Source organism: Haloarcula sp. H-hyl2, from assembly GCF_056934385.1.
This window is the reverse complement of record NZ_JBRIIJ010000003.1, coordinates 347,008-368,250: the sequence shown is the minus strand read 5'-3', so window position 1 is coordinate 368,250 and position 21,243 is coordinate 347,008. Positions and strand designations below refer to the sequence as shown.

The following is a 21,243-nucleotide window of genomic DNA, read 5'->3' as shown; positions in this document are numbered from 1 at the left end:
TCGACATCGTCGAGAAATCTCTCTGTGAGCACAGAGACAGTGAATATTGATGACCAGTAGTCACAGGAGAGCTGTGGGTCAAGAACCGTTCATTCCTGGTGTGCCCGCTGACTATCAGCCACACCCATCGCCAATCACTGTCGAAGTCGGTTGTAGAGCCACGAGAACGCGTACCCACCGGATAGTCCGTCGACGAAGGCCCACACGGCGCCAACGATCAATCCCGACGTGCTTTCGTCGTACCCCCGATAGATATCAGCGAGCAACCGCTGCCACCGTTTTCCCCACCCGAAGCGAGCAGTGATTCCGAGTATCACGACTGCGCCCGACCAAAGAAGTCCACACGCTAGTCCGAAAGCTCGGACGTCGAGTTCCGTGGTGTCGGTCGCCATATGGGTCGATACGATCGCCAGAAGTATAATCTTGATTCCCTCGATCTGGCGACCTTACTCATTGAATGCCTTCGTACCAGGAGGGTCTCCACTGTCCCTTATTCGTTGTATGATTCGCGAATTCGGAGTACACCATCGGCATCCCGAACGAAGATCGTATCGCCAGCGTTTCGCCACATCGCCCTATCTGACCCCCAATAGAAGTCCGAGTCAGTATTCGTCCCATCTCCGCTGTGGAGAGTTACTCGATCTTCTTCGTCTAGGATCGTATCCTCAGGAAACTGGAACGTGTTTTCATCCTCATCTTCGACTGACCACCCCGAGATATCCAGCGTGCTCGTTCCGTTGTTTTTGAACGTGACGTATTCCTGCTCGAGATGATGTTCGTCTCGCCCGGAGGGATTCTCTCTGATTTCGTCGATTACGAGGTCGCTGTGATGAACCTTGTTTGAGTCGTCGGACATCGTCAAACCCTCATTTGTCCTACGTGGTGAGGGAGTAAAGCGTGTGTGTGTGGGAATCAGTCTTCACGACTCAGACGAGGTTTCCAAACCAAACGAATTCGTTCGAGTGACCGTTATAGCTGGAATTTAACGACGGCGAGTTCGTTGTACTGCTCGGTCGCTGACCCAGATTCGGGGTCGAGACGAAGGATCTGACCGACAACCCGGTACGTCTCGAAATATGCCGAGAGCATCGCGTCTCGCTCGTTGTCCCTGACCAGTGCTCCAGTGGCGGGACATTCGACCCCGCGAACCCAGACAGTGCAATCTAGTGGCGTCGTGAAATTTTTCCACCACGAACTCTCGTGTCTGGGAGTCACAACGATGAGATGATCGTTGCACTGCTTGTATACGACGGGAAATGTATATCGCCGACCGGACTGCCGCCCCGTGTATGTGACGAGCAGCACCCACCGACTGACCAACCAGTGCAGTCGAGACCGGAGAAGCCAGCCGAGAAACGGGTTAGAAATCCGCTGTTCGAGGAGCCGTTGTAACGGAGTGATTCGAACTGAGGGCTGACGACCCTCGCTAGCGGCTTTCATCTGAATCATTCAAAATTCGACTCGGATCATCATAACATCGTGGGCGATAGGGATCTATTCATTCTCCCCTGACCGACTAAACCGCATCACTTCTCTCGAAAGAGTAGGCCCCTAGAACCACGAAGAGGACAGCAAATCCGAGTATCACGACGAAATCGAGGAGCGGCGGGGATCTCGATGTCCCCACCAGTACGCCGCGCAGTCCGTCGATGCCGTACGTGAGCGGGTTGAGGTATGTCACGTACCGAATCACTGGCGGGAAGTTCGTCCCAGGATACAACCCGCCCGAGAGGAACAGCAACGGGAACAGGACAAAGTTGAAGATGAGTTTGAACGCGTGGAAGTCGTTGATTCGGGAGGCGAAGATCAAACCGACGCCGATGAAGGTCGCACCGATCAGAATCATGAATCCGAGCGCGAGGACGAGACCGAGCCAGGAGGCCGGTCGGAACCCAATGACGACGGAGATAACCAGCAAGAGGACACCCTGAATTACTGCGGTTGTCGTACTCCCGGCGACACGGCCGAGCGCAATCGATACCCGGTCGACGAGCGTCACGAGAATCTCTTTCAGAAAGCCGAACTGCCGATCGAACAGCACCGAGATACCGCCGAACGACGCGGCGAAGAGCATCGTCAAATTGCCGTGCGGATATCGACGAGGTCCGGCCACCCGACCGACGCGATTCTCGAATTACAGATGCGAATGACATTGATCTCGTTGTCTTGGGTGCGCATTCTCGTGGGCGACTCTCCCGATTCTTGTGGGAGTCGATTGTCGAGCAAGTGGCCCAAGCCGCGCCGGTTCCCGTCCCTACGGTCCGGGCACGGGATCTGGACTCTGCACCCGAGATTCGAGATATTCTCGTAGCGATAGATGGGAGTGAAAGCGCCCGTTACGCGAGGGCGTATTCGTTCTCGCTCGCCACCACCTTCGATGCAAAGTACACGCACTCTACGTCGTAGAGAGTCGCATCGGGAGTTCTGGGGCCCTTTGTGACCTCCTCGAGCGGGAGAGTGAGCCGGTGCTCCGGGGGGCCCGGGTACAGGCTGCGCAGACGGATGTCGATCTCGTTCCAGTTACTCGGGACGGGAAACCCGAGCGTGAGATCATCGAGTAGGTGAACAGTCACGGATAGACCTCATTGTTCTCGGAACGCACGGGGAGACGGGACTCGGCCGGTTGGTGATGGGCAGTGTTGCGACAAGTGTCGTGCGTCGAGCCGACCAACCGGTGTTGACAGTTCGAGGGGTGTTCGAGGAGTAGACTCACCGTGCTATGATGAGTGACCCGGAGCCTCTCCTCGGTGGCAGCTTTCAGTCGTTCATTCACAGATATTCAGACGTGTTTTGAGCAGAACGCGTTCCGACTGAACTAGTGCCTCCCACCCGCGAATCTCGGCGAATGGTGTTTCGACAGGTTGCCCGACGATCACACGTAGAGTGGCCGGTGTATAACTCGACACCGCTATACGACCGGATGTCGTTTGCCGGACTGGAATCGGATATTCGGACGGTCTCAGAGACGTGGTTCAACCACCAGAGCCACGATTCAGTCGAACAGTTTGTCTGTTCACTCCCGCTTGCCTACTTTCGGTTTAATGCGCACGACTGCTACGAAACCTCGACACGATACCAGATGGACACACTCTTTCGGGTGTTCGTCCTGAAGGAACTCCACGGATGGGAGCACGAAACAGCACTCGTCGAATACCTCAGCACCCGCTCTGAGCTCTGCGATCAACTGGGGTTAGAGACGATTCCAGACCAGTCAACGCTGTGGCGTAGCTGGCACGAACGCTTTACCGCGGACCTTCGTGAAACCACGGAGACGGCCGCCAGAACGATTCTCATCAAAGCCCAGAACGCGGGTGTAGAAGTCCCGCGTGAGCCAGAACGGAAACTTCGATACCAAGACCAAGGTGCTAGCGAGGGAGATCCAGACGATCAGGCCGTATTGAAGCAGGCAGAGGCGATTACGGACCACGTCAGCCGGATCGTGTTCCCGACGTTCTCGCTTGATCGTGGAGAAGGCTGTGAAATCCACGAAAACGCCTACTGGGGGTTGCAGACCTATCTTGGGCTCCGTGGGAACTTGGCTGCCAACGAGGGTGCTCGGAGCTTCATCTACGAGTCAACGCGGGAGCGGACACCACTCGGGCACGCTCATCGAGATCACATTTGCGACCTCTCGATACCTGAAGTTCGAGAGATGTATCGACAGGCAATTCGACAACTCATCGACGAGGTCGCAGAGACGGAAGAGTTCTTCCGCGCAGGAATCGTCGCGATCGACATCACCGAAGCGGATCCCTTCACAGGTGATCGCACCGGCCACGAAGCCGAAATCATCGGGACAAAGGAGCAGACCGACGAGTACGCCTACCAGTGGGCGACGGTCCAGTTGGTCGGCAACGCCGTCCCAATCGTGCTGGACGCACGTCCGGTGCGAAAGGGAGAGACTCGATTGGAAATCGTCGAAGACTTGCTCAACTCTGCTGAGGATCTCGTTCACGTCGATAACGTCCTGATGGACCGGGAGTTCGACAGTCAGCATGTACTGGAGATGATCAGCCAGCGTGGGATCTCCTACGTTGTCCCGAAACGGATGCAGACCAGCGAGAAAGCGCAAGCCAAACGGTTGCTCCAACGGAGTCAGGACCGCTACGAGACCGACCGAAAACTCCACCTCGGAAAGAACGAGTGGCATGAGACTTCGCTGATTTACCGGCGCAAAGAGGACTCGGAGCACGACGACCACCGGCAGTACTCAGTTTTCATGTCGAATCGCGGGAGCGGACACCTCACTGAGTATGGCTACAGGTGGGAGATCGAGAGCGGGTACCGGTCCATCAAGCGGTTCATGGCTGCGACGACGTCGAAGGATTTCGGGCTTCGCTTCTTCTACTTCGCGTTCGCCTGTCTGCTGTACTCGATCTGGCGAGCAGTCGACCTCCTCGTGCAGGTCGAGTTGACCGGCGAGTATGAGCACTCACCGGTGATTACTGCGGACAACACGCTGACGCTGCTAAGGAAGGAAACAGGAATCGGATAGAGAGACACTCTGTCTGGGTTAGTGCGCCGTCTGAGTGGCTACACTATTGGACGTCTCGAAAATTTGCCCTTACGATTGGAAGTGTGACAAGAACGGCCGCTTGGAAAGTGATCTGAGGTAGTTCCCACAGTTCGAATCGGTCAAATTCACGCATCACAGTCCCGCTAAACTCACTGTAGTCTCAACTTCCAAACCACTCGATTTGATATAGCGATATTCGATATACACATCCGGGAAACCGACTGAGAACCCCTCTATCGGTGAATACTAAGGGGGGTGGTCACTCCTGCATAACACAACGTATTACTCCAATAATGTGCGGTGGATTTGGCTCCACGGTCGCCCTCGGGTCGGCAGACCAGATGTCAGATAGCAACCTGGGTCACGACGGCTGTCGGAGGTTCGCAAAGTGTTCGGCGACGGGAAGAGTCAGAACTACGCCGCCAACTTCGAACGCGTCGTCGGAAGATGGATCGACTGATGTGCTGTGCGTCCCTCCACACGCTCGACAACGTCGAGGTCCAGACGATGGCACGCTACGCTGACCACCTCACCGACGGGCTCGGGCCGGTGGGGCCGATGCCGACGACGGCATCGCAGCCCCGTCTGCCTGGACCGAGTGACGCCGAACATCGTAGCGATATCCCAGCTCGGGTCGACACGAGGGGAGGCGCTATCCAGTCGGGGTCGAAAATTCAGTGCGAGGGCCCGTCGGGCAGGTCGTCGAGGGCGGCTGCCCTGCAAGGCTATCAGAACGGGGGACTGTTGTTCTCGTACTCGTCCATATCTTCCATTTCGTCGGTCTTCGAGGGCATCACTGCCGCTCGCGGACCGCCGGACCGGACCACCTCCACGTCGTCGAGTCCGTCGATGCTCTCGGGAAGCCGGCGTTCGATAGCCTTCATGGTCATCGGAGCGATGCCACAGCCCGAACAGGCACCACCGATAGCGACGGTCGCCGTCCCTGCTTCCTCGTCGATGTCACGGATCTCGAAGTTACCGCCGTGCTGCTGGATCTGCGGAACGTTGTTGCTCAGATAGTTACGCGCCTGCCGTTCGAGTCCTTCTGCGCTCATACACTCACCCTTCTCCCCTCCCTTGTATCCTAAATCTGGTGTTTTTGTAACCCTAAATAACCGGATTTAGAGATCCCGAAACCACTATCTGAAGAATATTTCTGGAAATATATTTCGAACCTGTTATTTTTCGCACCGCCTAAACCTTCGTCGAGGGGGATGACGTCACCGCGACCTCGTAGTCCCTATCCGTCGATCCAGTGTCCAGTGTGGTCATGAGTTTTCCGTGAGCTTCGAGTCCAGTTGGCGGGTCACGAACTCGTCGTCGAGCAGCGACTCCGGACCGGTGAACTGGACGACCGCGCCGTTCTCGACCCGGAGCCACTCGTCGCTTCCCGACCCCGCAAGCGTCACCGTCTGACGTGCCTGTGGGAGGCCGTTCTCGCGCAGGCGGTCGGTCTGTTCACGTACCCTGGCGACCTCGACGGTCGTGTCGGTCGCCTCCGAGACCACCAGATCGTACGCTTCGAGGGCCGGGTCGACTCGTCGCATCGCTGCCCGGTATCGTCGTGCGAGCCGGCAGGCCGTCTCGGCATCGTCGTATCGCTCGAATCTGACGTCCCGGACCGGTTCCGGCCGGAATCCCGACTCGCGACAGGCGACTACGAACGAACCGTCCGACGCTTCCAGAGCCGAGATCTCGTCGCGAACGCGGTCGACGATCTCGGTCATGGCAGTCGTATCCGACGCGGTTGCTGCGCTCGAAGCGGGACCGCCATCACAGGGCACTGTCACACCCTCCCGTGGATTGCACCCCGATCTGTTTCGACCTCGCGTGTCCGACTGTCGCCTGTACGTACAGATCCATATGGGTTAGGCCAGCCTAAAACAATAAAACGTCTTCGAAATTTAGGCGGGCCGAAACCATCGAACGTGTTGATCGGGACCGGACTGTGTTGGTCGCTCACGCTGGCCGAATCTTTCGCCCTTGAGAGATGCCGGGATAGTGGGTACAATCGGTGGAATAGCTGACCTACCTGGCTTAACCAACAGTTCTATTGTTCCCGCCATCTGTAGGTTAACAGAGGGCGCCACACGATGCCAGAGGACCCACCGACTCCACCCCGAGATGTTCCGTCGGATTTGGTGGACGCGCTCGCGGCGTGTTCACCGTCACAACTCAGAACGGTCGCGCAGTACGCCGACGCACTCGCCGAGCACAGGGACCGGGAGCAGCGCCGCGATCTGGACAACGAGTCCGACGACAGTGGGGCCCAACCAGCGGATCGGCCCGCCGACGTCCCATCGAAGGCCACGATCACCGTCAAGGAGATCAACGACAACCGATACTACTACTGGCAGTGGCGCGAGGGCGACCAGATCAAGTCCCAGTACAAGGGCCCAGTCTCGTCGAAGGAATAGGCCGAGAGCGGGTAGCTTGAGCGGGTTCTGTGACCTGCCGTATCTGGGTTGTAAACACCGGCGCGAGTACGTTCTTCATATGAAAGGGGAATAGGGATAGTAACCGGCGCCATACGTCGAATCGCCGGACCAGCCCCGTGACTGTGCTCCGGCCAACTGTCAGAGGCACACTATACCGACCCCCTCTCCCCCCGGGGGGTCGACCGTATTGAACACGTAACTTGACTGTCTGCCGCGAAAACGTATTTCTACACGGCAGCTGTATTTCCGGTAGGGTTCCGACCGACCGTTACGACAATCGACACCCGCCTCTGACAATCGCGTCGGTCGGACACCCGCTTTGATTCAGCAGTACCCCTTGTCATCGGTACTGAAATCTGGGTTTCGACCGTCTCGGGAGTTCTTGGGAGCAGTACAGGCCACTCATAGCAGCGCCGATACAGTCACTGTCCGCATCCCGACGTGGGCGCCGGCGGCCTCTCGTCTTTGGCCCCAGCGGCCATCCACCCGGCGCCTATCGCCCAGCTACCCCGACGCAGGTTACTGACTGCAGTACCTGGTGAGGATGACGGTGGCACAGCGTGTCTCCCCTGTGTACAACAGGGCCGTGTTACGGTCGCGACGCGTCGACTGGGTCTTCCTCCATAAATCTGCGGACGACCGTGGTCACGCGGTCGGGGGCCTCTCCTGGCCCGCCGTGACCGATCCCGTCGAATTCCACGCGGCGACTCTTCGAGAGTGCCGTCTCGACGGCATCGAGACCCTCTTTCAGGTGTTGCGGACCGTGGGCTCCCTCCAGCAGGAGTGCCGGCGATTCGATGTCGAGCGATGCCGGAAGCCGATACTGTTCGATCGCGTAGTTGATACGGACGATGTTCTCGGCCAGCGAGACGATGTCGGGCCAGGCTGGCCAGGCGTCGAGCCATCCGTCGAGGTCGTCGATCTCCCCGCCGTGCATCACCTCGCGGACGTAGTACTTCATCGCCTGGCGCTCGTCGCCTTCGTCGAGGACAGACGCCATCTGTGACGCGAGTGAGGCCTGCTCTCTGTACTCGCCGACGAGGACCGCCGGTTCGTAGACGACGAGGCTGTCGACGGCGGCGTCCCTCGCTGCTTCGAGGGCCAGGAGGCCGCCAAAAGAGTGACCGAACAGGATCGGGTCACCATCGACGGCGTCGACGACCGCACGGATGTCTTCGACACCACGCTCCAGGGAATAGTCCTCACTGTCGTCACTGGCGCCGACACCGCGGCGGTGCGGGACGAGTACGGTGTAGTCGTCGGCCAATTGAGGGACGACAGGCTTCCAGTACTGAGGAGCAGAGCCCCCGTGAACGAGTACGACTGGTGGGCCGCTCCCGTGGCGTTCGTAGGCGATACGTGTCCCGTCGGCAGACGTTACTGACTGCATGAGCACCCCATCATCGTCGGGCCGGACGGGAAGCTCTCACTCTCACCACTCAGGTTGTTTAAGTACACCCCAGGAGCCACGGCGGACGACGATCGGGAGCGGACTCTCTCCACCCACTGGTAGACAGTACCTTGATTATCCGGGGTCGAGAGACTGACAGTATGCCGTCGGACCACCGTGTCGACGAGCTGTTCGGATTGCTGTCCGACGAGACACGCGTCGATATCATCCGCTCGATCGCCCTCGCCGAGGCCGAACTCGACCCGCCCGGCGCCGGCCCGATCTCGCTCTCGTTCTCGGATATCTACGACCGCGTCGCGGTCGACAACACGTCGAAGCTCTCGTACCATCTCGGCGAACTCGACGGAACCTACGTCCGGAAAGGCGACGACGGGTACGAACTCACGCACGCGGGCGAGCGGATGGCGCGGTTCATTCTGGCGGGTAACTACGAGCAACCCACAAACTTCGACGCCCATCCAGTCGACGGCGTCTGTCCGTTCTGTGGTGCCGAGTCACTGGCGGCCAGTCTCGTCCACCAGTTCTTTCGTATCGATTGCACGGCGTGTGACCGCCAGGTGACCGGCCAGCCGGTCACCCCCGCCCAGACCGAGACACGGGACGTCGAAGCGCTCGTCGAGAGCGTGGGGACGACCGCCGGCCGTGACTACCGGCAGATCCGCCGACGAGTCTGTCCCGAGTGCAGCGGACACCTGGCTGTGTCGGTACAGAACATGCCCGACAGCCCGCTCCCCGACGCCGACCCGTTCATCGTCACCAGCCAGTGCGAGGCCTGTCTCAGGGAGTACAACGCGCCGATGACCTACAGCGTCGCCTACCACCCGGCCGCTATTGCCTTCCACTGGGAGCGCGGGTTCGACGTGCTGGGGGAACCGCCCTGGGCGTTCAACGAGTACCTCGTCGAGGGGCGCTGGAGCGCAGAACGCGATCCGAGCGGAGCAGGCGAGTATCGGCTCGGATTCCGCCACGACGATATATCCCTGCGGGTCTGGCTCGACGACGAAGTTTCCGTGGTCCGGACCGAGCGCGTGCGACGTCGGTGAGAGGTCAATGCCGATAACGGACAGTATTCTAACAAAAGTTCCGTTGACCTGCTGTTACCGGTAGCCCGTGGTACCGACGGTGTAGCCCGGACTGCGTTCGTCAGACCACGGTTTCGGGTCAACGAGGATTTTGAAAGGAACACGACAAATTATCAAATGTCCGATAATTATATCCGAAAGAACCGACGACGGTCAGTTGTGATAGATATGATAGAGCACGATTCCTCTGGGAAGAAGGCTCCTGCGAACACGTCGACCGACGGCCAGCGATCACCACCGACGAGAGACAAGACTGCAGCAGACATCGCTGACATCTACGCCGATGTCGCTGGGAGGCTCCATCGGTGGAGTTGGGCCGACAGACTCCTCACCGGCCGCTACCGCCGCCGGCAGTTCGGCGACGCGGAGGGCCGGGTACTGGACGTCGCCTGCGGGACCGGCACGAATTTCAGGTACCTCCCGGAGTCGGTCGACCTCGTCGGGGTCGACATCAGCGATGCGATGCTCACCCAGGCCAGGTCGGAACTCGACACTCTGGGGCGGTCGGGGACGCTCACGCAGATGGACGCACAGGCGTTGACCTTCGAGGACGACAGCTTCGATACGGTGATCTCCGCGCTCTCGACCTGTACCTTCCCGGACCCGGTCGCCGCGCTCCGGGAGATGAGTCGCGTCTGCAAACCCGAGGGCCGTATCCTGCTGCTCGAACACGGCCGCAGCGACGTCGAACAGATCGGTCGGTTCCAGGACTGGCGCGCCGAATCTCAGTACGAGAAACGCGGGTGCCGCTGGGATCAGGACCCAGTCTCACACGTCAGAAGCGCGGGACTCTCGATACGCTCGACCCACACCGCGATGGCAGGGATCGTCACGCGTATCGAAGCGTCACCCGAGGACGAGTCGACGACAGGGAAGGATGTCTGAGACTGGCGATAGCGGCGTGTCACGCGCACTCTCCCGCCGTTCGTTCCTGGGCGGCCTCGGGGCCGCTCTCGCCGGGATCGTCGGTGCCCCGGCCAGTCGCGGAGCGGAACTTTCCACGGACCTGCCCCCAGCGGAACAGCCCGGGGGAATCGGCTCCCTGGAGACCGTCGTCGACGAACAACTCGGGGACCTGGTCGGGGATCTCACCCCCGGTGCGACAGTGGCCGTCGTCGCCGACGGTCGGCCGGTCCTCACCAGGGGGTACGGCTACGCCGATGCAGCGGCGTCGACGCCGGTCAGCGGGACCGAGACAGCCTTCCGGGTCGGCTCCGTCGGGAAACTGCTCACGTGGACGGCGGTCATGCAGGGTGTCGAAGCCGGTCGACTCGACCTCGATACGGATGCCGGCCGCTATCTCGGCTCTTCGGCGGTCAATCTCCCGGAGACAGGGTCCGACTCGATCACCCTCCGGCACCTCGGAACCCACACCGCGGGCTTCGAGTCGGCGCTCGATCCAGGTATCGTCAGGGACAGCGAGGGGGTCGACCCGCTGGAGACGGTACTGGTCGAGCATCGGCCGCCCGTGGTTCGCCAGCCAGGCGCTGCCGTCGGCTACTCCAATTACGGCGCAGCGCTCGCAGGCCATATCGTCGCCGAAACTGCGGATACGACCTTCGAGAAGTACGTTCAGTCAGAACTGTTCGAGCCGCTCGATATGCGCCACAGCACGTTCGCACAGCCTCGGCCAGTGAGTCATCCGGGGGCCGCAGCTGTTGGCCACGTCCGCGACGGTGGCTCCTTCTCGCCGGCTGAAACGGTCTATCTCAACATGCGCCCCGCTGGCTCGCTCTCCGCGACGGCGTCGGACATGGCGCGATTCATGTGTGCACACCTGCGTGGCGGGGCTGTCGACGACGAACGGATACTCGACACATCGACCGTCGAACGGATGCACAGCGTCCATCACGTCAGACACCCCGCCGTCAACAACTGGCGGTACGGGTTCTACGAGTACGGCGCACCGGGGTCGGGGCTGCTGGCCCACAGTGGAGCCACCATCAACTTCGAGAGTCTGCTCGTCCTCGCGCCGGCACACGACACCGGGATCTTCCTGTCCGTCAACCGGAGCGTGCCGCCGCGTCGTCTGCGGGAGACAGCCGAGGCTATCCTCGACGAACTCGGCGCCCGACCGGAGCCCGAACCAGCCGATCCGACAGCGACACAGGGTAGTCGAGCACGCGCCGAGGCCGTCACGGGTGAGTACAGTTCCACGATGCTCCCTGATAGTGGGCCGATGGCCATCGCGGAGGTGCTCGGCCGCCTCACCGTCGAACTGACGGACGAAGGCCGTCTCAGAACGCGGGTTACGGGCGGTGAGTCCCGAGAGTGGGTCGAGACAGCACCCTACGTCTTCCGGGCGGTCGGTGGTCGTGACGTCCTCGCGTTCGAGATGGACGGTGACGAGGTGGACACCTTGAACGTGAGTCGGACACAGCAGGGCGTCTACGAACCGGTCGCCGCGTCCGAACGGCAAGCCGTCTCGGGAGCCGTACTCGGTGGCTCGCTCGGTGGGTTCGCACTCGCACTCGCTGGCCAGGGTGGCCGAACCGTCCGACGGCGGCTCGGCCGCTCGAAACAGGATACTGGTGGTGAACAGTCGTGAGCGACGCCGATCGGGCAGCGTCCGAGTACGACCGCCGTCCCGATACGGCGGCCCGTTCCGACGACCCCCTGCTGAAACGTCTCCGAGACGGCCCACGGGTCGCCAGAGGGATTCGCCACGTCTTCTGTCTCGTCGCTCTCGCCTTCGTCGCCGGAATCGCTCTCGCCGTCGCTCGGCACGGCGAACTCGCTCTCATCACGCGACCGCCGGCGCTGCAGGTCGTCCTGGCGTCGGCACCGATCGTCGCCCTCCTGGCACTGTCGACCGCGGCGAGCGCAGTGATCGCGTGGTGGCGAGGGTACTGGTCCGTCGTCGGACGGCTCACACAGACCCTCGTCGCCGTGCTCGGCCTGGGGTTCCTGTGGCAACTGCGCGTCCTCGGCCTGCTCTGAATTATACGGATTCCCTGGCAGGCCGATCCCCGCCGACACTCTCGGCGAATTCCACGAGCGGCTGGAGGTGCTCCTGCAGTTCTTCTCTGGTTTCGGTGAGTTCGTACTCGACGCGTGGGGGGATCTCGGCGTTCTGTTCCCTGTCGAGAAGGCCGGCCTCGACGAGTTCGTCTAGTCGGGTCGAGAGCGTCGAACTGCTCACCTCACCGAAGGCGTCCTCGATGTCACCGTACCTGGCAGGTCCGATCGCACCCACCACACAGACGAGTTGCATGGCGTACCGCCGGCTCAGGATGTCCATCAGCCCACCCAGTGGGCAGAGACAGTCGTGTTCGGAGGGCTCTTGCGCCCTCGCTTCCGTATCGGTGTCCTCATTCATCGGCTGAGCTCACCACGTGACGGTCGATACTTCGCTCTCCGAAGTGGTAATAGTTCGGAGTGGGAAGGAAGGCCGGCACACGCAGTTCGGCGAAACATACGTCCCCAAGCAGACTCCATTTTACCACACTCGGACTCCGTCACACTACTTGCTCTAACGTCTCTGTGACGATATCGCGGAACCGGTCCCGGTCCGCGCCCAGTGCGACTGTGCCGTTCGGTGGCTCGTCGGATACCCTGTGCAGGTCGGCAGCGAGCGCTCCCCGATCGACCGTCGATTGTGTGCCGACGGTCATGTGACACGTCGTCGTCTCCAGTACGTCGTCGTCCAGGAGGTACACGATCGGCAACGCGTCGTGGATCGGAGTCGTCTGGAGATCGTACCGGGCCAACGACTCGTCGTCGTAGTAGGATACCCAGGCTGCGACGGAGCGCTCCCTGGCCGTCTCCTCGCCTAGTGCATCGATCCACTCCGCTGGGAGTGTGGCATCGAGCGTTGCGTCGAGCCCGACGACGGTCGGTGAGGCTTCGGCGACGACTTTGTGTGCTGCCTCCGGATCGGAGTGGAAGTTCGCTTCGGCGAGCGGTGTCACGTTACCATGCGCTGCGACGGTCCCCCCCATCACGAGCAGTTCGTCCAGAAGTGCTGGGAGGTCCGGTTCGAGTGCCAGGGCAAGGGCGACGTTCGTCAGCGGCCCGACGGCAGCGAGCGTGAGGTCACCGTCGTGTGCTCTGGCCTGCTCGACGATGAACGACGCCGCATGGGTATCGGTGACCGTGCCATCGAACGGTGGGTCCGGGAGATCGCCGTAGAGGCCGTCCGGGCCGTGGATATGCTCTGCGGTATTCACGTCTGCGAGGAGTGGATTCGATGCGCCGCTCGCGACAGGGACCGCTGTCACGTCGAACAGTTCCAGGATGGCCTGCGCGTTCCTGGTCGTGTTCTCGACCGAACTGTTCCCGTGCGTGGTCGTGATCCCCGTCAGTTCGAGGTCCGAATGTGTTATCGCCAGCAGGATCGCGACGGCATCATCGCACCCCGGGTCGGCGTCGACGAGCAATGGCCTGGACACAGTTGTGACTCACGAGCCGGATACTAAACTACAGGGTGTGATACAGGTCGCCTGCCGACTGCAATCCAGTCGAACTGTTCGGGAGCAGCGAAACAGTACCGACATGAACGCGAGCGTAGGTATTGGTTACTGGACATATCTCCGCCCTTTAGAGTCTCGATTCGATCACTCGTCCGGTCGGTGAGCGCCCCCACTCACGACTCGACGACGGTGGCGAAGGCGACGTTCTGTTTCACCCGTTCTACCTCGACCGTGGGTTCCTGCCCCGGTTCCGTCTCGGGGACGATGACCACGTATCCGCGTTCGACCTTGGCGATGCCGTCACCCTGGTCACCGATCGATTCGATCGTAACTGTCCGGACTTCGCCCTCGTCGACAGGTGGTGTCGGAGGTCCTGGCTCCCGATCTGCGGCTTCGAGTTCGGTCGATTCGGGGTCTGTCTCTGACTCGGGAGTCGCGGCGTCCGGATGCGGAAGGACACCGATCCGGTAGGTGGTTTCGGAATCGACAGCGTTCAATTCGATCTCCTCCGCCGGAACTTCGATCATATAACGACCGTCGTGTTTCTCGACCGTCCCACTGAACAGCGACGCGAGTTGTTCGGGAATCTCGACCATACAACACTGTATGACTCCTGGTAAATAACGGCTGCCAGTCGAACCAGTTCAGTGATACGTTATCGCCGTGGGCATCGGCGTACTTCCCGGATTCCGACTGGAGTTGTTGTATCTCCCTGTTTCGAACTGGCGCAGGCCGACGACGTATCTATCGACTATGTGATGTCGAAGAGCAACTGATCTATCGTAGCCTTCGAAAAGCACTGCACACCCGACCACACGATGGCAGTCCGATCGGTGTGTCCATCGTTTCAATTGGCACTACAGTCACCCGGTCTCCGGAGCCATCATGAGTTGTAGGCCCTGCCGAGTATCGCCCCGTTCGAACCCAGTACGGACTTTTCCGAGATGCGAGAAGCTACGTGGGTCGAGGACCGGGCCTGTCTGATCAGGGAAACGACTGGTACAGTAGTCCGACACCAAACAGGATCGGCGTATGATGAACTTTGCCCTACCGGGGGGTAGCAGGATGATAACTATACCCGCGCCCCCGAAGGTGCAGGGTGCCAACATGGCACACCAATACTCCTGCAGTGCGTGTGAATTTCAGGTACGGTCCGAGAACGACGACGAGCTCATCGAACTCGTACAACATCATGCTCAAGAGTATCACGACATGTCCCCGTCCGAGGGTGACGTCAGAGACGGCATGAAAACTGTCTGATCAGTCTCGGTATAGTACCAATTGAAACGATGGACACATCGATCGCACTGCCATCGTTCGGTCGGGTGTGCAGTGCTTTTCGATGGCTACGAGAGACACCTCTCACTGGTGAGCAGTCCCGACAATCGCCCATTCTACGGCGTCGGGGAGGAGTGTCAGAATCACGGTGTCCAGCCCTGTAGTCTGGACGTCTGTGGCCCCCAACTTTTCACCCGTCGTCCGCGACACCGTGATACGCAGGTCGTCGGCTGTATCAGACGTATCCGTACCCCGGGTTATCACATCCGTGAATCGTTCTCCCCGGCCGCCAAGGACAGTAACGGACCTCTCGAAGAGGACCGTCTGACCTCGACGCGTCGTCAGGACGACCGAGCGCCTGTAGGGTGATTCGTTGCGGACGACCAGATCGGCTGGCGAGTCCCTTCCAGGGGTCTCTGTGGTCGGTATCGGAGCGGGTGTCACTGTCGGCGCCTCTCTCTCTCGCTGCGTACAGCCACTCAGCGCTAGCACTGCACCCACCAGTTGGATGACGCGTCGCCGGGACCAATCGTCGGTCACGTCTCCGCCGACGTGCCCCCGTATCGATAGCGTCGGGTCCTCGGGGCTGATTCGGGAACTGGATTCGTTCGAGAACACCTGTCTCCATCTTTCATACCGTTCCATAGTCCCGGACCGACCATAATTGTACGGCGTCACGTCCCAGTCTTTTCCACGAGAGGTCGTCGATAGGTCGCTCCATCAAAAGATAATCTAACTATGGCTATCAATCAGCCCATTCTAGAACAATATCTCGGAATTATCTATCTTTATCTATGCCTATCGCTTGATATATCTCAGAATATCTGATATATGGGGACAAATACTGAAAATACGACGAAATATGGAGCTATATATCTGGATACAAAAATATCTGTGGCGGGGACATTCAGTGTGAATACAACAGTCCAAATATGATGGCAGAAAGGGGAACAACTGCCCCGCTCAGACTCGTTTGCTAGATGCGAACGCCGGCTGAAACACGCTACAAGAATACTCGTACCCAGGCAACACACTGTAATTGGACACAACCGTTTATCGTCGTAGATAACGTGTGTACGACTGTGAGAACAAACGGCACCAGCAATGGGGCGGCAGAATATACGTAACATACGTACGCCTGTGATTGTAGGGATGGGATGCGGATGCTACCGACACTGGACAACGGTCTGTTACCGTAGCCATTGAAAAGCACTCCACACCCGATCGCACGAGGCAGTGCGATCGGTGTGTCCATCGTTTCAATCGGTACTGTAGTGGCCACCTGTATGCACCGTTCTAGACGGCTATCCTGTGGAACTCTCGCTCCCAGAATCGGCCAGTTCGCCACCGGTGAGGACATCTCTGTCGGGTCGGATTGATCGGAATAGCGTCCCGTTTGGCCCTTACGAACGCACTCCGAAGACCGACGAATTCGGTATACTGGTCGGTGGTCGGTACTCGGTTCCAGGTGCGAGTTCCGGAGAAAACTACAGTCGATCCGGAACCTCCCCGCGTAGAAAGGTATAGATGGAGCGTTTCGTGGATGTTCTGCCGGAGTTCGCTTCTCGCAAACACGGTGTCGTGATAGCACGTTCCGGTCTCCGGGAAGTTCATCGCCCATATCGAATCTCGAGAGGAATCTTCGCTGTCGTGTCCACACAGCCCCGTTTGGACATCGCGAACGCTCAGACCTGGGTCGCGTTCACCTCGATCACGTTGGCCGCTCCCTGCACGACTTCCGGGAGTTCCTCGTGAAACCGGTCACCTTTGAACCGACTCGTCGGCCCGGAGATACTGATCGCGCCACAGACATCTCCGTTGGGGTGTTCTATCGGAGCCGCGATACACCGGAGTCCCTGGAGGATCTCCTCGTCGTCGAACGCGACGCCTTCCTCCCGGATCGACTCGAGCGCGTCGAACAGTTCAGCGCGGGACGAGACCGTATTCTCCGTTCGCTGTGGGAGCCCGTGTCTGTCGATTATCGCATCGATCTCCTCGGTCGACAGTTGGGAGAGGATCGCCTTGCCGAGTGCGGTACAGTGGAGATCTTTCCGATTGCCGGTGTAGGACGCAGTCTGGATGGCGTTCTCTCCGCGTGCCTTGTGGAGATAGACGCCGCGGCCGTGTTCCTCGACCATGAACTGGGCGACTTCGCCAGTCTCCTCCGCGAGCCGTTCGACCTCCTCTTTCGCGACCTCGTAGATATCGACCTGGTTCTTCGCGTACTCGCCGATATCGACGAATCTGAGACTGATCTCGTAGATGCCGTCGTGTTTGACGACGAACTCGTTGTCCGCGAGCGTCGCGAGGTGGCTGTGGACGGTCGCTTTCGACCGCCCCAGGTGGTCTGCCAGTTCGGAGACACCGGCCCCGTCTTTCTCCCGGAGTGCCTCGAGAATATCACAGGATATCTGGACGGCCTGTACGCGGCGGCCCGAGCCCGAATCGGTCGGTGGTTCGCTCATACCTCGCCGTAGAGCGAGCAACCACTTAACTGTTCGCGAGAAACAAACGGCCGTTTCAGGCCTGGACGGCGTCCGCGGTCTCGTCGAGTTCGCTGTTCTTGACCGCCTTGCCGGTCTGGCCGTCGAAGATGTGGATCTTCTCCTCGGGGAAGACGACGTGGACCTGCTGGCCGGCATCGATACGATACTCGCCGTCGATGCTAGCGGTGTAAGTCTCGCCGCCGATCTGGAAGTACGCGTACGTGACCTCTCCCATCGGTTCGACGACCTCGACGGTGGTCTCGATAGCGTTCTCTTCGGACTCGTCGCCCAGCGTGATGTGCTCCGGGCGGATACCCATCGTCAGGTTCTGGCTGGCCGCTTCCAGTGCCTCCTCGGTCTCCGCCGAGATACTGTAGCTGAACTGATCGTGTTCCAGCACGGTCCCGTCGTGGCGGACCGAGAGGAAGTTCATCGACGGCGAGCCGATGAAGCCGGCCACGAACTGGTTCTTCGGCCGGTGGTAACACTCCAGGGGTTCCCCGATCTGCTGGAGTTCCCCGTCGTCGAGGATGGCGATCCGGTCACCCATCGTCATCGCCTCCGTCTGGTCGTGGGTGACGTAGATGGTCGTGATGTCCATGTCCTGCTGGAGCTGCTGGATCTCCGTGCGCATCGTCGTCCGCAGCTTCGCGTCCAGGTTCGAGAGCGGTTCGTCCATCAGGAACACCTCGGGTTCCCGGATGATGGCACGACCCAGCGCGACACGCTGTTGTTGCCCACCGGAGAGGTCACCGGGCTCTTTCTCCAGCAGTTCCTCGATCTCCAGCAACTCTGCGGTCTGTTCGACGCGCTCGTTGATCTCGTCTTTCGAGAGGTCGGTGGTGATCTTGAGCCCGTAGCCGATGTTCTTCCGGACGGACATGTGGGGGTACAGCGCGTAGTTCTGGAACACCATCGCCATGTCTCGCTCCTTGGGTTTGCGGTGTGTGATGTCCCGGTCGTCGAGCAGGATCTGGCCGGACGAGGTCCGTTCGAGGCCGGCGATACACCGGAGCGTCGTGGACTTCCCACAGCCCGAGGGACCGACCAGCACCAGGAACTCGCCGTCCCGGATGTCGATGTTGAGTTCGTTTACTGCGACGATGTCGTTGCCGCCCGATTCGAAAACCTTCGTCAGATCGTTCAGTTGTAGGCGTCCCATTGTGTCACCGAGGGTCGTTATGCACCCTTCAACATCTCGATTAATAAATCCACCCCTCCGTGCCGCGTTCAGACGACGATCTTCAGGCCACTATCGGTCGGGGTCCACTCGCCGGCCTCGGGCGTCCCGTCGACGGCCGTCAGCGTCTCACCGTCGACGACCACGGCTTCGGGATCGCTGCCGTGGACCAGCAGGCGGACCGTGTCCGAAGCGACATCGTCCAGCGAGACCGAGAGCGTTCCGTCCTGGGCGTCGAGCGTGATCGTCCGCAGTTCGTCACTGTCGTCGTCGTAGAACCGTCCTGCGGCGCCCTCGTCGGTGAGGGTCGCGTTCAGTTCGAGCTGGGCGGGCGTGCCCGGTTGGACCGACTGGGTCGGTTCACGCTCGGGGACGACACTGCCCGCGCGGACGAAGATCGGCATCTCGTCGAGGTCGACGTCGACGTCGACGGTGCGCCCTCCCTCGAACCGTTCGTCGGTCCCGTACGCGCGCCACTCGCCCTCGGGGAGATACACCGAGCGTGTCCCGCTATCGGTGAACACCGGCGCGACGAGCACGTCCTCGCCCAGCAGGTACTGGGTGTCGAGCTGGTGGACCGACGGGTCGTCCTGATACTCCAGCACGAGCGGGCGGACCACCGGCAGGCCCGTCCGAGCGGCTACCTCGGCGTAAGTGTAGATGTACGGGAGCAGGCGGTACCGGAGGCGCGCGTACTCGCGGAAGATATCCAGTGCCTCGGTGCCGAACTCCCAGGGTTCTCGCGGTGTGGTGCCGTGACAGCGGCTGTTCGAGGAGAGCAGACCGAACTGTGCCCAGCGAGTGTAGACGTCGTCGTCGGGCGTGCCCTGGAACCCGCCGATGTCGTGGCTCCAGAAGGCGATACCCGACAGCGAGGCCGAGAGGCCGCCACGTAGCGCGGCGCTCATGCCGTTCCAGCTGGTCTGGGGGTCGCCGCCCCAGTGCATCGGGAACGCCTGGCTGCCGGTCCAGGCCGACCGCCCCCAGACGACCGCCTCCTCTTGGCCGTTGACCTCGCCGACCGTCTCGTAGACGGCCTCGTTGTAGAGATAGGGGTAGAGATTGTGCATCGCCTTCCCGCTCTTGCCGTTGGCGAAGACGGCGTCCTCCGGGACGTACTCGCCGTAGTCGGTCTTGAAGACGGCGACGCCCTGTTCGAGCAGTCGGCGGTGTTTGTCCTTCCACCACTCGACAGCGTCGGGGTCGGTGAAGTCCACGAGTGCGCCGCGGTAGTCGCCCTGGCAGGTGCGGTCCATGACGTACGGCGCGCCCGTCCCGTCGGTGACGAAGTAGCCGTTCTCGACGCCCGTTTCGAAGGCTTCGGTCCCGACGGGGACGTGGGGATGTTCCCACAGCGAGAGCCGGAAGTCGTCGTCGCGGAGTTCGGCGATCATCTCCTCGGGCTCGGGGAACTGGTCGGTGTCCCACTCCAGGTCAGTCGACTTGTTCTCGCGCATCCAGAACGGATCGAGGTGGAGGACGTCGCTGGGGACCTCCTCCTCGCGGAGGCGTTCGGCGACGGCCTCCAGTTCTTCGCGGGACTCGTAGCCGAGCCGCGACATCCACGTCCCGAACGACCACTTGGGCGGGCGCGAGGGCCGTCCGGTGACGGCGGTGTACCGCTGGATGATGTCCCGGAAGTCCGGCCCGTAGAAGAACACGAAGGCGAACTCGTCGTCCTCGACGGACATGGTCCCCGACGCCGTCGAGGTCTTCCCGAAGTCGTAGTGGACGCGCCCTGTGGTATCGAGCAGGAGGCCGTAGCCGTTCGTCGAGAGGTGGAACGGGATGTTCTTGTAGGCCCGTTCGGTCTCGGTCCCGAGCGGTTCCTCGTGCCAGAGATCCAGTTCGCGTCCGCGGCGGTCGAACTCGACGAACTGCTCGCCCGCGCCGTAGATCTTCTCGTCGGGCGAGAGGCGGAACGCCGTCCCGGTCTCGGCGATCCGGCGGGGGTTGTGATTGATCTCCTCCTGGCTGTACCCCAGTGCGTCGACGCGCTGGCGGGCGAAGACGTCGGGGTCGGACCGCTGCTCCTCGAAGACGATCTCGCCGGTCTCGGCGTCGGTGACTGCGAAGGACCACTCGTCGAGACCCACGGCGATAGTCAGCGCGCCGGTTTCGATGGTCAGCGTGCCGTCCGCCTCTGACACGTCGAGATCGAGGTCGGTCGCGACGGCGTCCGTGTCGAGCGGCGGGTACTCGCTCTCGGACGGGACCTCGGGGTTGGCCTGGAGTTCGAACCGGAAGGTCCGCGGGTCGTAGACGGTCAGTGTCACGGGAACGGTCCGCTCTGTCACTCTCTCCGGAGCTGCTATCTCACAGTCGAAGTGGACGCTGGTCCCTTCGACCGTGTACTCGGCCACGGCGGCGACGGTAATGCGTTCGCTCGTCATCCTATCGGGAGGGGGTGTCTCTGGCTAATAAAACTACCCGTCGGGGC

24 protein-coding genes are annotated in these 21,243 nt (G+C 60.8%); 9 read left to right on the top strand and 15 right to left on the bottom strand.

What is annotated here, in order from left to right; all coding sequences use genetic code 11:
• Positions 1–134 precede the first annotated feature (134 nt).
• The 4 genes from Hhyl2_RS19040 to Hhyl2_RS19025 form a co-directional block, all read right to left on the bottom strand.
• Positions 135–392 (bottom strand): bacteriophage holin, encoded by a 258-nt coding sequence (locus Hhyl2_RS19040; protein WP_483552376.1) that lies wholly within the window; start codon positions 390–392, stop codon positions 135–137.
• A 98-nt stretch (positions 393–490) separates the two neighbouring features.
• Positions 491–856, bottom strand: a complete 366-nt coding sequence (locus tag Hhyl2_RS19035) for a lamin tail domain-containing protein (RefSeq protein WP_483552375.1) — start codon at positions 854–856, stop codon at positions 491–493.
• 113 nt (positions 857–969) lie between these two features.
• Positions 970–1,440, bottom strand: a complete 471-nt coding sequence (locus Hhyl2_RS19030) for a nitroreductase/quinone reductase family protein (RefSeq protein ID WP_483552374.1) — start codon at positions 1,438–1,440, stop codon at positions 970–972.
• 76 nt (positions 1,441–1,516) lie between these two features.
• A complete protein-coding gene (locus Hhyl2_RS19025) occupies positions 1,517–2,074 on the bottom strand; it encodes an ABC transporter permease (protein ID WP_483552373.1) in 558 nt (185 codons plus the stop codon).
• On the opposite strand from Hhyl2_RS19025, the gene Hhyl2_RS19020 reads away from it, so the two are divergent.
• Positions 1,978–2,406, top strand: a complete 429-nt coding sequence (locus Hhyl2_RS19020) for a universal stress protein (RefSeq protein ID WP_483552432.1) — start codon at positions 1,978–1,980, stop codon at positions 2,404–2,406. The two genes, Hhyl2_RS19025 and Hhyl2_RS19020, sit on opposite strands and share 97 nt — an antisense overlap.
• Here the strand turns inward: Hhyl2_RS19020 and Hhyl2_RS19015 are convergent.
• Entirely contained in the window at positions 2,337–2,573 is a 237-nt protein-coding gene (locus Hhyl2_RS19015) for a hypothetical protein (protein WP_483552433.1), read from the bottom strand. The genes Hhyl2_RS19020 and Hhyl2_RS19015 overlap by 70 nt on opposite strands.
• A 50-nt stretch (positions 2,574–2,623) precedes the next feature.
• Between Hhyl2_RS19015 and Hhyl2_RS19010 the strand changes: the two genes are divergently transcribed.
• On the top strand, positions 2,624–2,707 hold the full coding sequence (locus Hhyl2_RS19010) for a hypothetical protein (RefSeq protein WP_483552431.1): 84 nt from the start codon (positions 2,624–2,626) through the stop codon (positions 2,705–2,707).
• A 111-nt stretch (positions 2,708–2,818) separates the two neighbouring features.
• Complete coding sequence (locus Hhyl2_RS19005; RefSeq protein WP_483552372.1) at positions 2,819–4,495, top strand: transposase; 1,677 nt, start codon at positions 2,819–2,821, stop codon at positions 4,493–4,495.
• A 749-nt stretch (positions 4,496–5,244) separates the two neighbouring features.
• On the opposite strand, the gene Hhyl2_RS19000 is transcribed toward Hhyl2_RS19005, so the two are convergent.
• Positions 5,245–5,571, bottom strand: a complete 327-nt coding sequence (locus Hhyl2_RS19000; protein WP_483552371.1) for a NifU family protein — start codon at positions 5,569–5,571, stop codon at positions 5,245–5,247.
• A 213-nt stretch (positions 5,572–5,784) separates the two neighbouring features.
• Positions 5,785–6,243, bottom strand: coding sequence for a DUF7552 domain-containing protein (locus Hhyl2_RS18995; RefSeq protein ID WP_483552370.1), 459 nt, complete (start codon positions 6,241–6,243; stop codon positions 5,785–5,787).
• A 366-nt stretch (positions 6,244–6,609) separates the two neighbouring features.
• Here Hhyl2_RS18995 and Hhyl2_RS18990 point away from each other — a divergent pair, with 366 nt between their 5' ends.
• A complete protein-coding gene (locus tag Hhyl2_RS18990; RefSeq protein ID WP_483552369.1) occupies positions 6,610–6,933 on the top strand; it encodes a DUF6788 family protein in 324 nt (107 codons plus the stop codon).
• A gap of 610 nt (positions 6,934–7,543) precedes the next feature.
• On the opposite strand, the gene Hhyl2_RS18985 is transcribed toward Hhyl2_RS18990, so the two are convergent.
• Positions 7,544–8,344 (bottom strand): alpha/beta fold hydrolase, encoded by an 801-nt coding sequence (locus Hhyl2_RS18985; RefSeq protein ID WP_483552368.1) that lies wholly within the window; start codon positions 8,342–8,344, stop codon positions 7,544–7,546.
• Positions 8,345–8,505: 161 nt separating this feature from the next.
• On the opposite strand from Hhyl2_RS18985, the gene Hhyl2_RS18980 reads away from it, so the two are divergent.
• From Hhyl2_RS18980 to Hhyl2_RS18965, 4 genes are all read left to right on the top strand, one after another.
• A complete protein-coding gene (locus Hhyl2_RS18980; protein ID WP_483552367.1) occupies positions 8,506–9,408 on the top strand; it encodes a DUF7351 domain-containing protein in 903 nt (300 codons plus the stop codon).
• A gap of 207 nt (positions 9,409–9,615) precedes the next feature.
• Positions 9,616–10,332 carry a class I SAM-dependent methyltransferase gene (locus Hhyl2_RS18975; protein ID WP_483552366.1) on the top strand — a complete coding sequence of 239 codons (717 nt, stop codon included), beginning with the start codon at positions 9,616–9,618 and terminating at the stop codon, positions 10,330–10,332.
• Positions 10,325–11,995 carry a serine hydrolase domain-containing protein gene (locus Hhyl2_RS18970; RefSeq protein ID WP_483552365.1) on the top strand — a complete coding sequence of 557 codons (1,671 nt, stop codon included), beginning with the start codon at positions 10,325–10,327 and terminating at the stop codon, positions 11,993–11,995. Before Hhyl2_RS18975 ends, Hhyl2_RS18970 begins: the two co-directional genes overlap by 8 nt.
• Positions 11,992–12,387, top strand: coding sequence for a hypothetical protein (locus tag Hhyl2_RS18965; RefSeq protein WP_483552364.1), 396 nt, complete (start codon positions 11,992–11,994; stop codon positions 12,385–12,387). The genes Hhyl2_RS18970 and Hhyl2_RS18965 overlap by 4 nt, the downstream gene beginning before the upstream one ends.
• A gap of 1 nt (position 12,388) precedes the next feature.
• Here Hhyl2_RS18965 and Hhyl2_RS18960 read toward each other — a convergent pair whose 3' ends face one another.
• The 3 genes from Hhyl2_RS18960 to Hhyl2_RS18950 form a co-directional block, all read right to left on the bottom strand.
• On the bottom strand, positions 12,389–12,766 hold the full coding sequence (locus Hhyl2_RS18960) for a winged helix-turn-helix transcriptional regulator (RefSeq protein WP_483552363.1): 378 nt from the start codon (positions 12,764–12,766) through the stop codon (positions 12,389–12,391).
• A 139-nt stretch (positions 12,767–12,905) separates the two neighbouring features.
• Complete coding sequence (locus Hhyl2_RS18955; RefSeq protein ID WP_483552362.1) at positions 12,906–13,838, bottom strand: nucleoside hydrolase; 933 nt, start codon at positions 13,836–13,838, stop codon at positions 12,906–12,908.
• Positions 13,839–14,032: 194 nt separating this feature from the next.
• Positions 14,033–14,455, bottom strand: a complete 423-nt coding sequence (locus tag Hhyl2_RS18950; RefSeq protein ID WP_483552361.1) for a TRAM domain-containing protein — start codon at positions 14,453–14,455, stop codon at positions 14,033–14,035.
• A gap of 436 nt (positions 14,456–14,891) precedes the next feature.
• Between Hhyl2_RS18950 and Hhyl2_RS18945 the strand changes: the two genes are divergently transcribed.
• A complete protein-coding gene (locus Hhyl2_RS18945) occupies positions 14,892–15,119 on the top strand; it encodes a DUF1059 domain-containing protein (protein WP_483552360.1) in 228 nt (75 codons plus the stop codon).
• Between the two features lie 102 nt (positions 15,120–15,221).
• Here Hhyl2_RS18945 and Hhyl2_RS18940 read toward each other — a convergent pair whose 3' ends face one another.
• The 4 genes from Hhyl2_RS18940 to yicI form a co-directional block, all read right to left on the bottom strand.
• On the bottom strand, positions 15,222–15,755 hold the full coding sequence (locus Hhyl2_RS18940; RefSeq protein WP_483552359.1) for a hypothetical protein: 534 nt from the start codon (positions 15,753–15,755) through the stop codon (positions 15,222–15,224).
• A gap of 1,067 nt (positions 15,756–16,822) precedes the next feature.
• Complete coding sequence (locus Hhyl2_RS18935) at positions 16,823–17,602, bottom strand: IclR family transcriptional regulator (protein ID WP_483552358.1); 780 nt, start codon at positions 17,600–17,602, stop codon at positions 16,823–16,825.
• Between the two features lie 55 nt (positions 17,603–17,657).
• Positions 17,658–18,785, bottom strand: coding sequence for an ABC transporter ATP-binding protein (locus Hhyl2_RS18930; protein WP_483552357.1), 1,128 nt, complete (start codon positions 18,783–18,785; stop codon positions 17,658–17,660).
• 68 nt (positions 18,786–18,853) lie between these two features.
• Positions 18,854–21,196: an alpha-xylosidase gene (gene yicI / locus Hhyl2_RS18925; protein ID WP_483552356.1), complete on the bottom strand. Its 2,343-nt coding sequence runs from the start codon at positions 21,194–21,196 to the stop codon at positions 18,854–18,856.
• Positions 21,197–21,243: the final 47 nt, after the last annotated feature.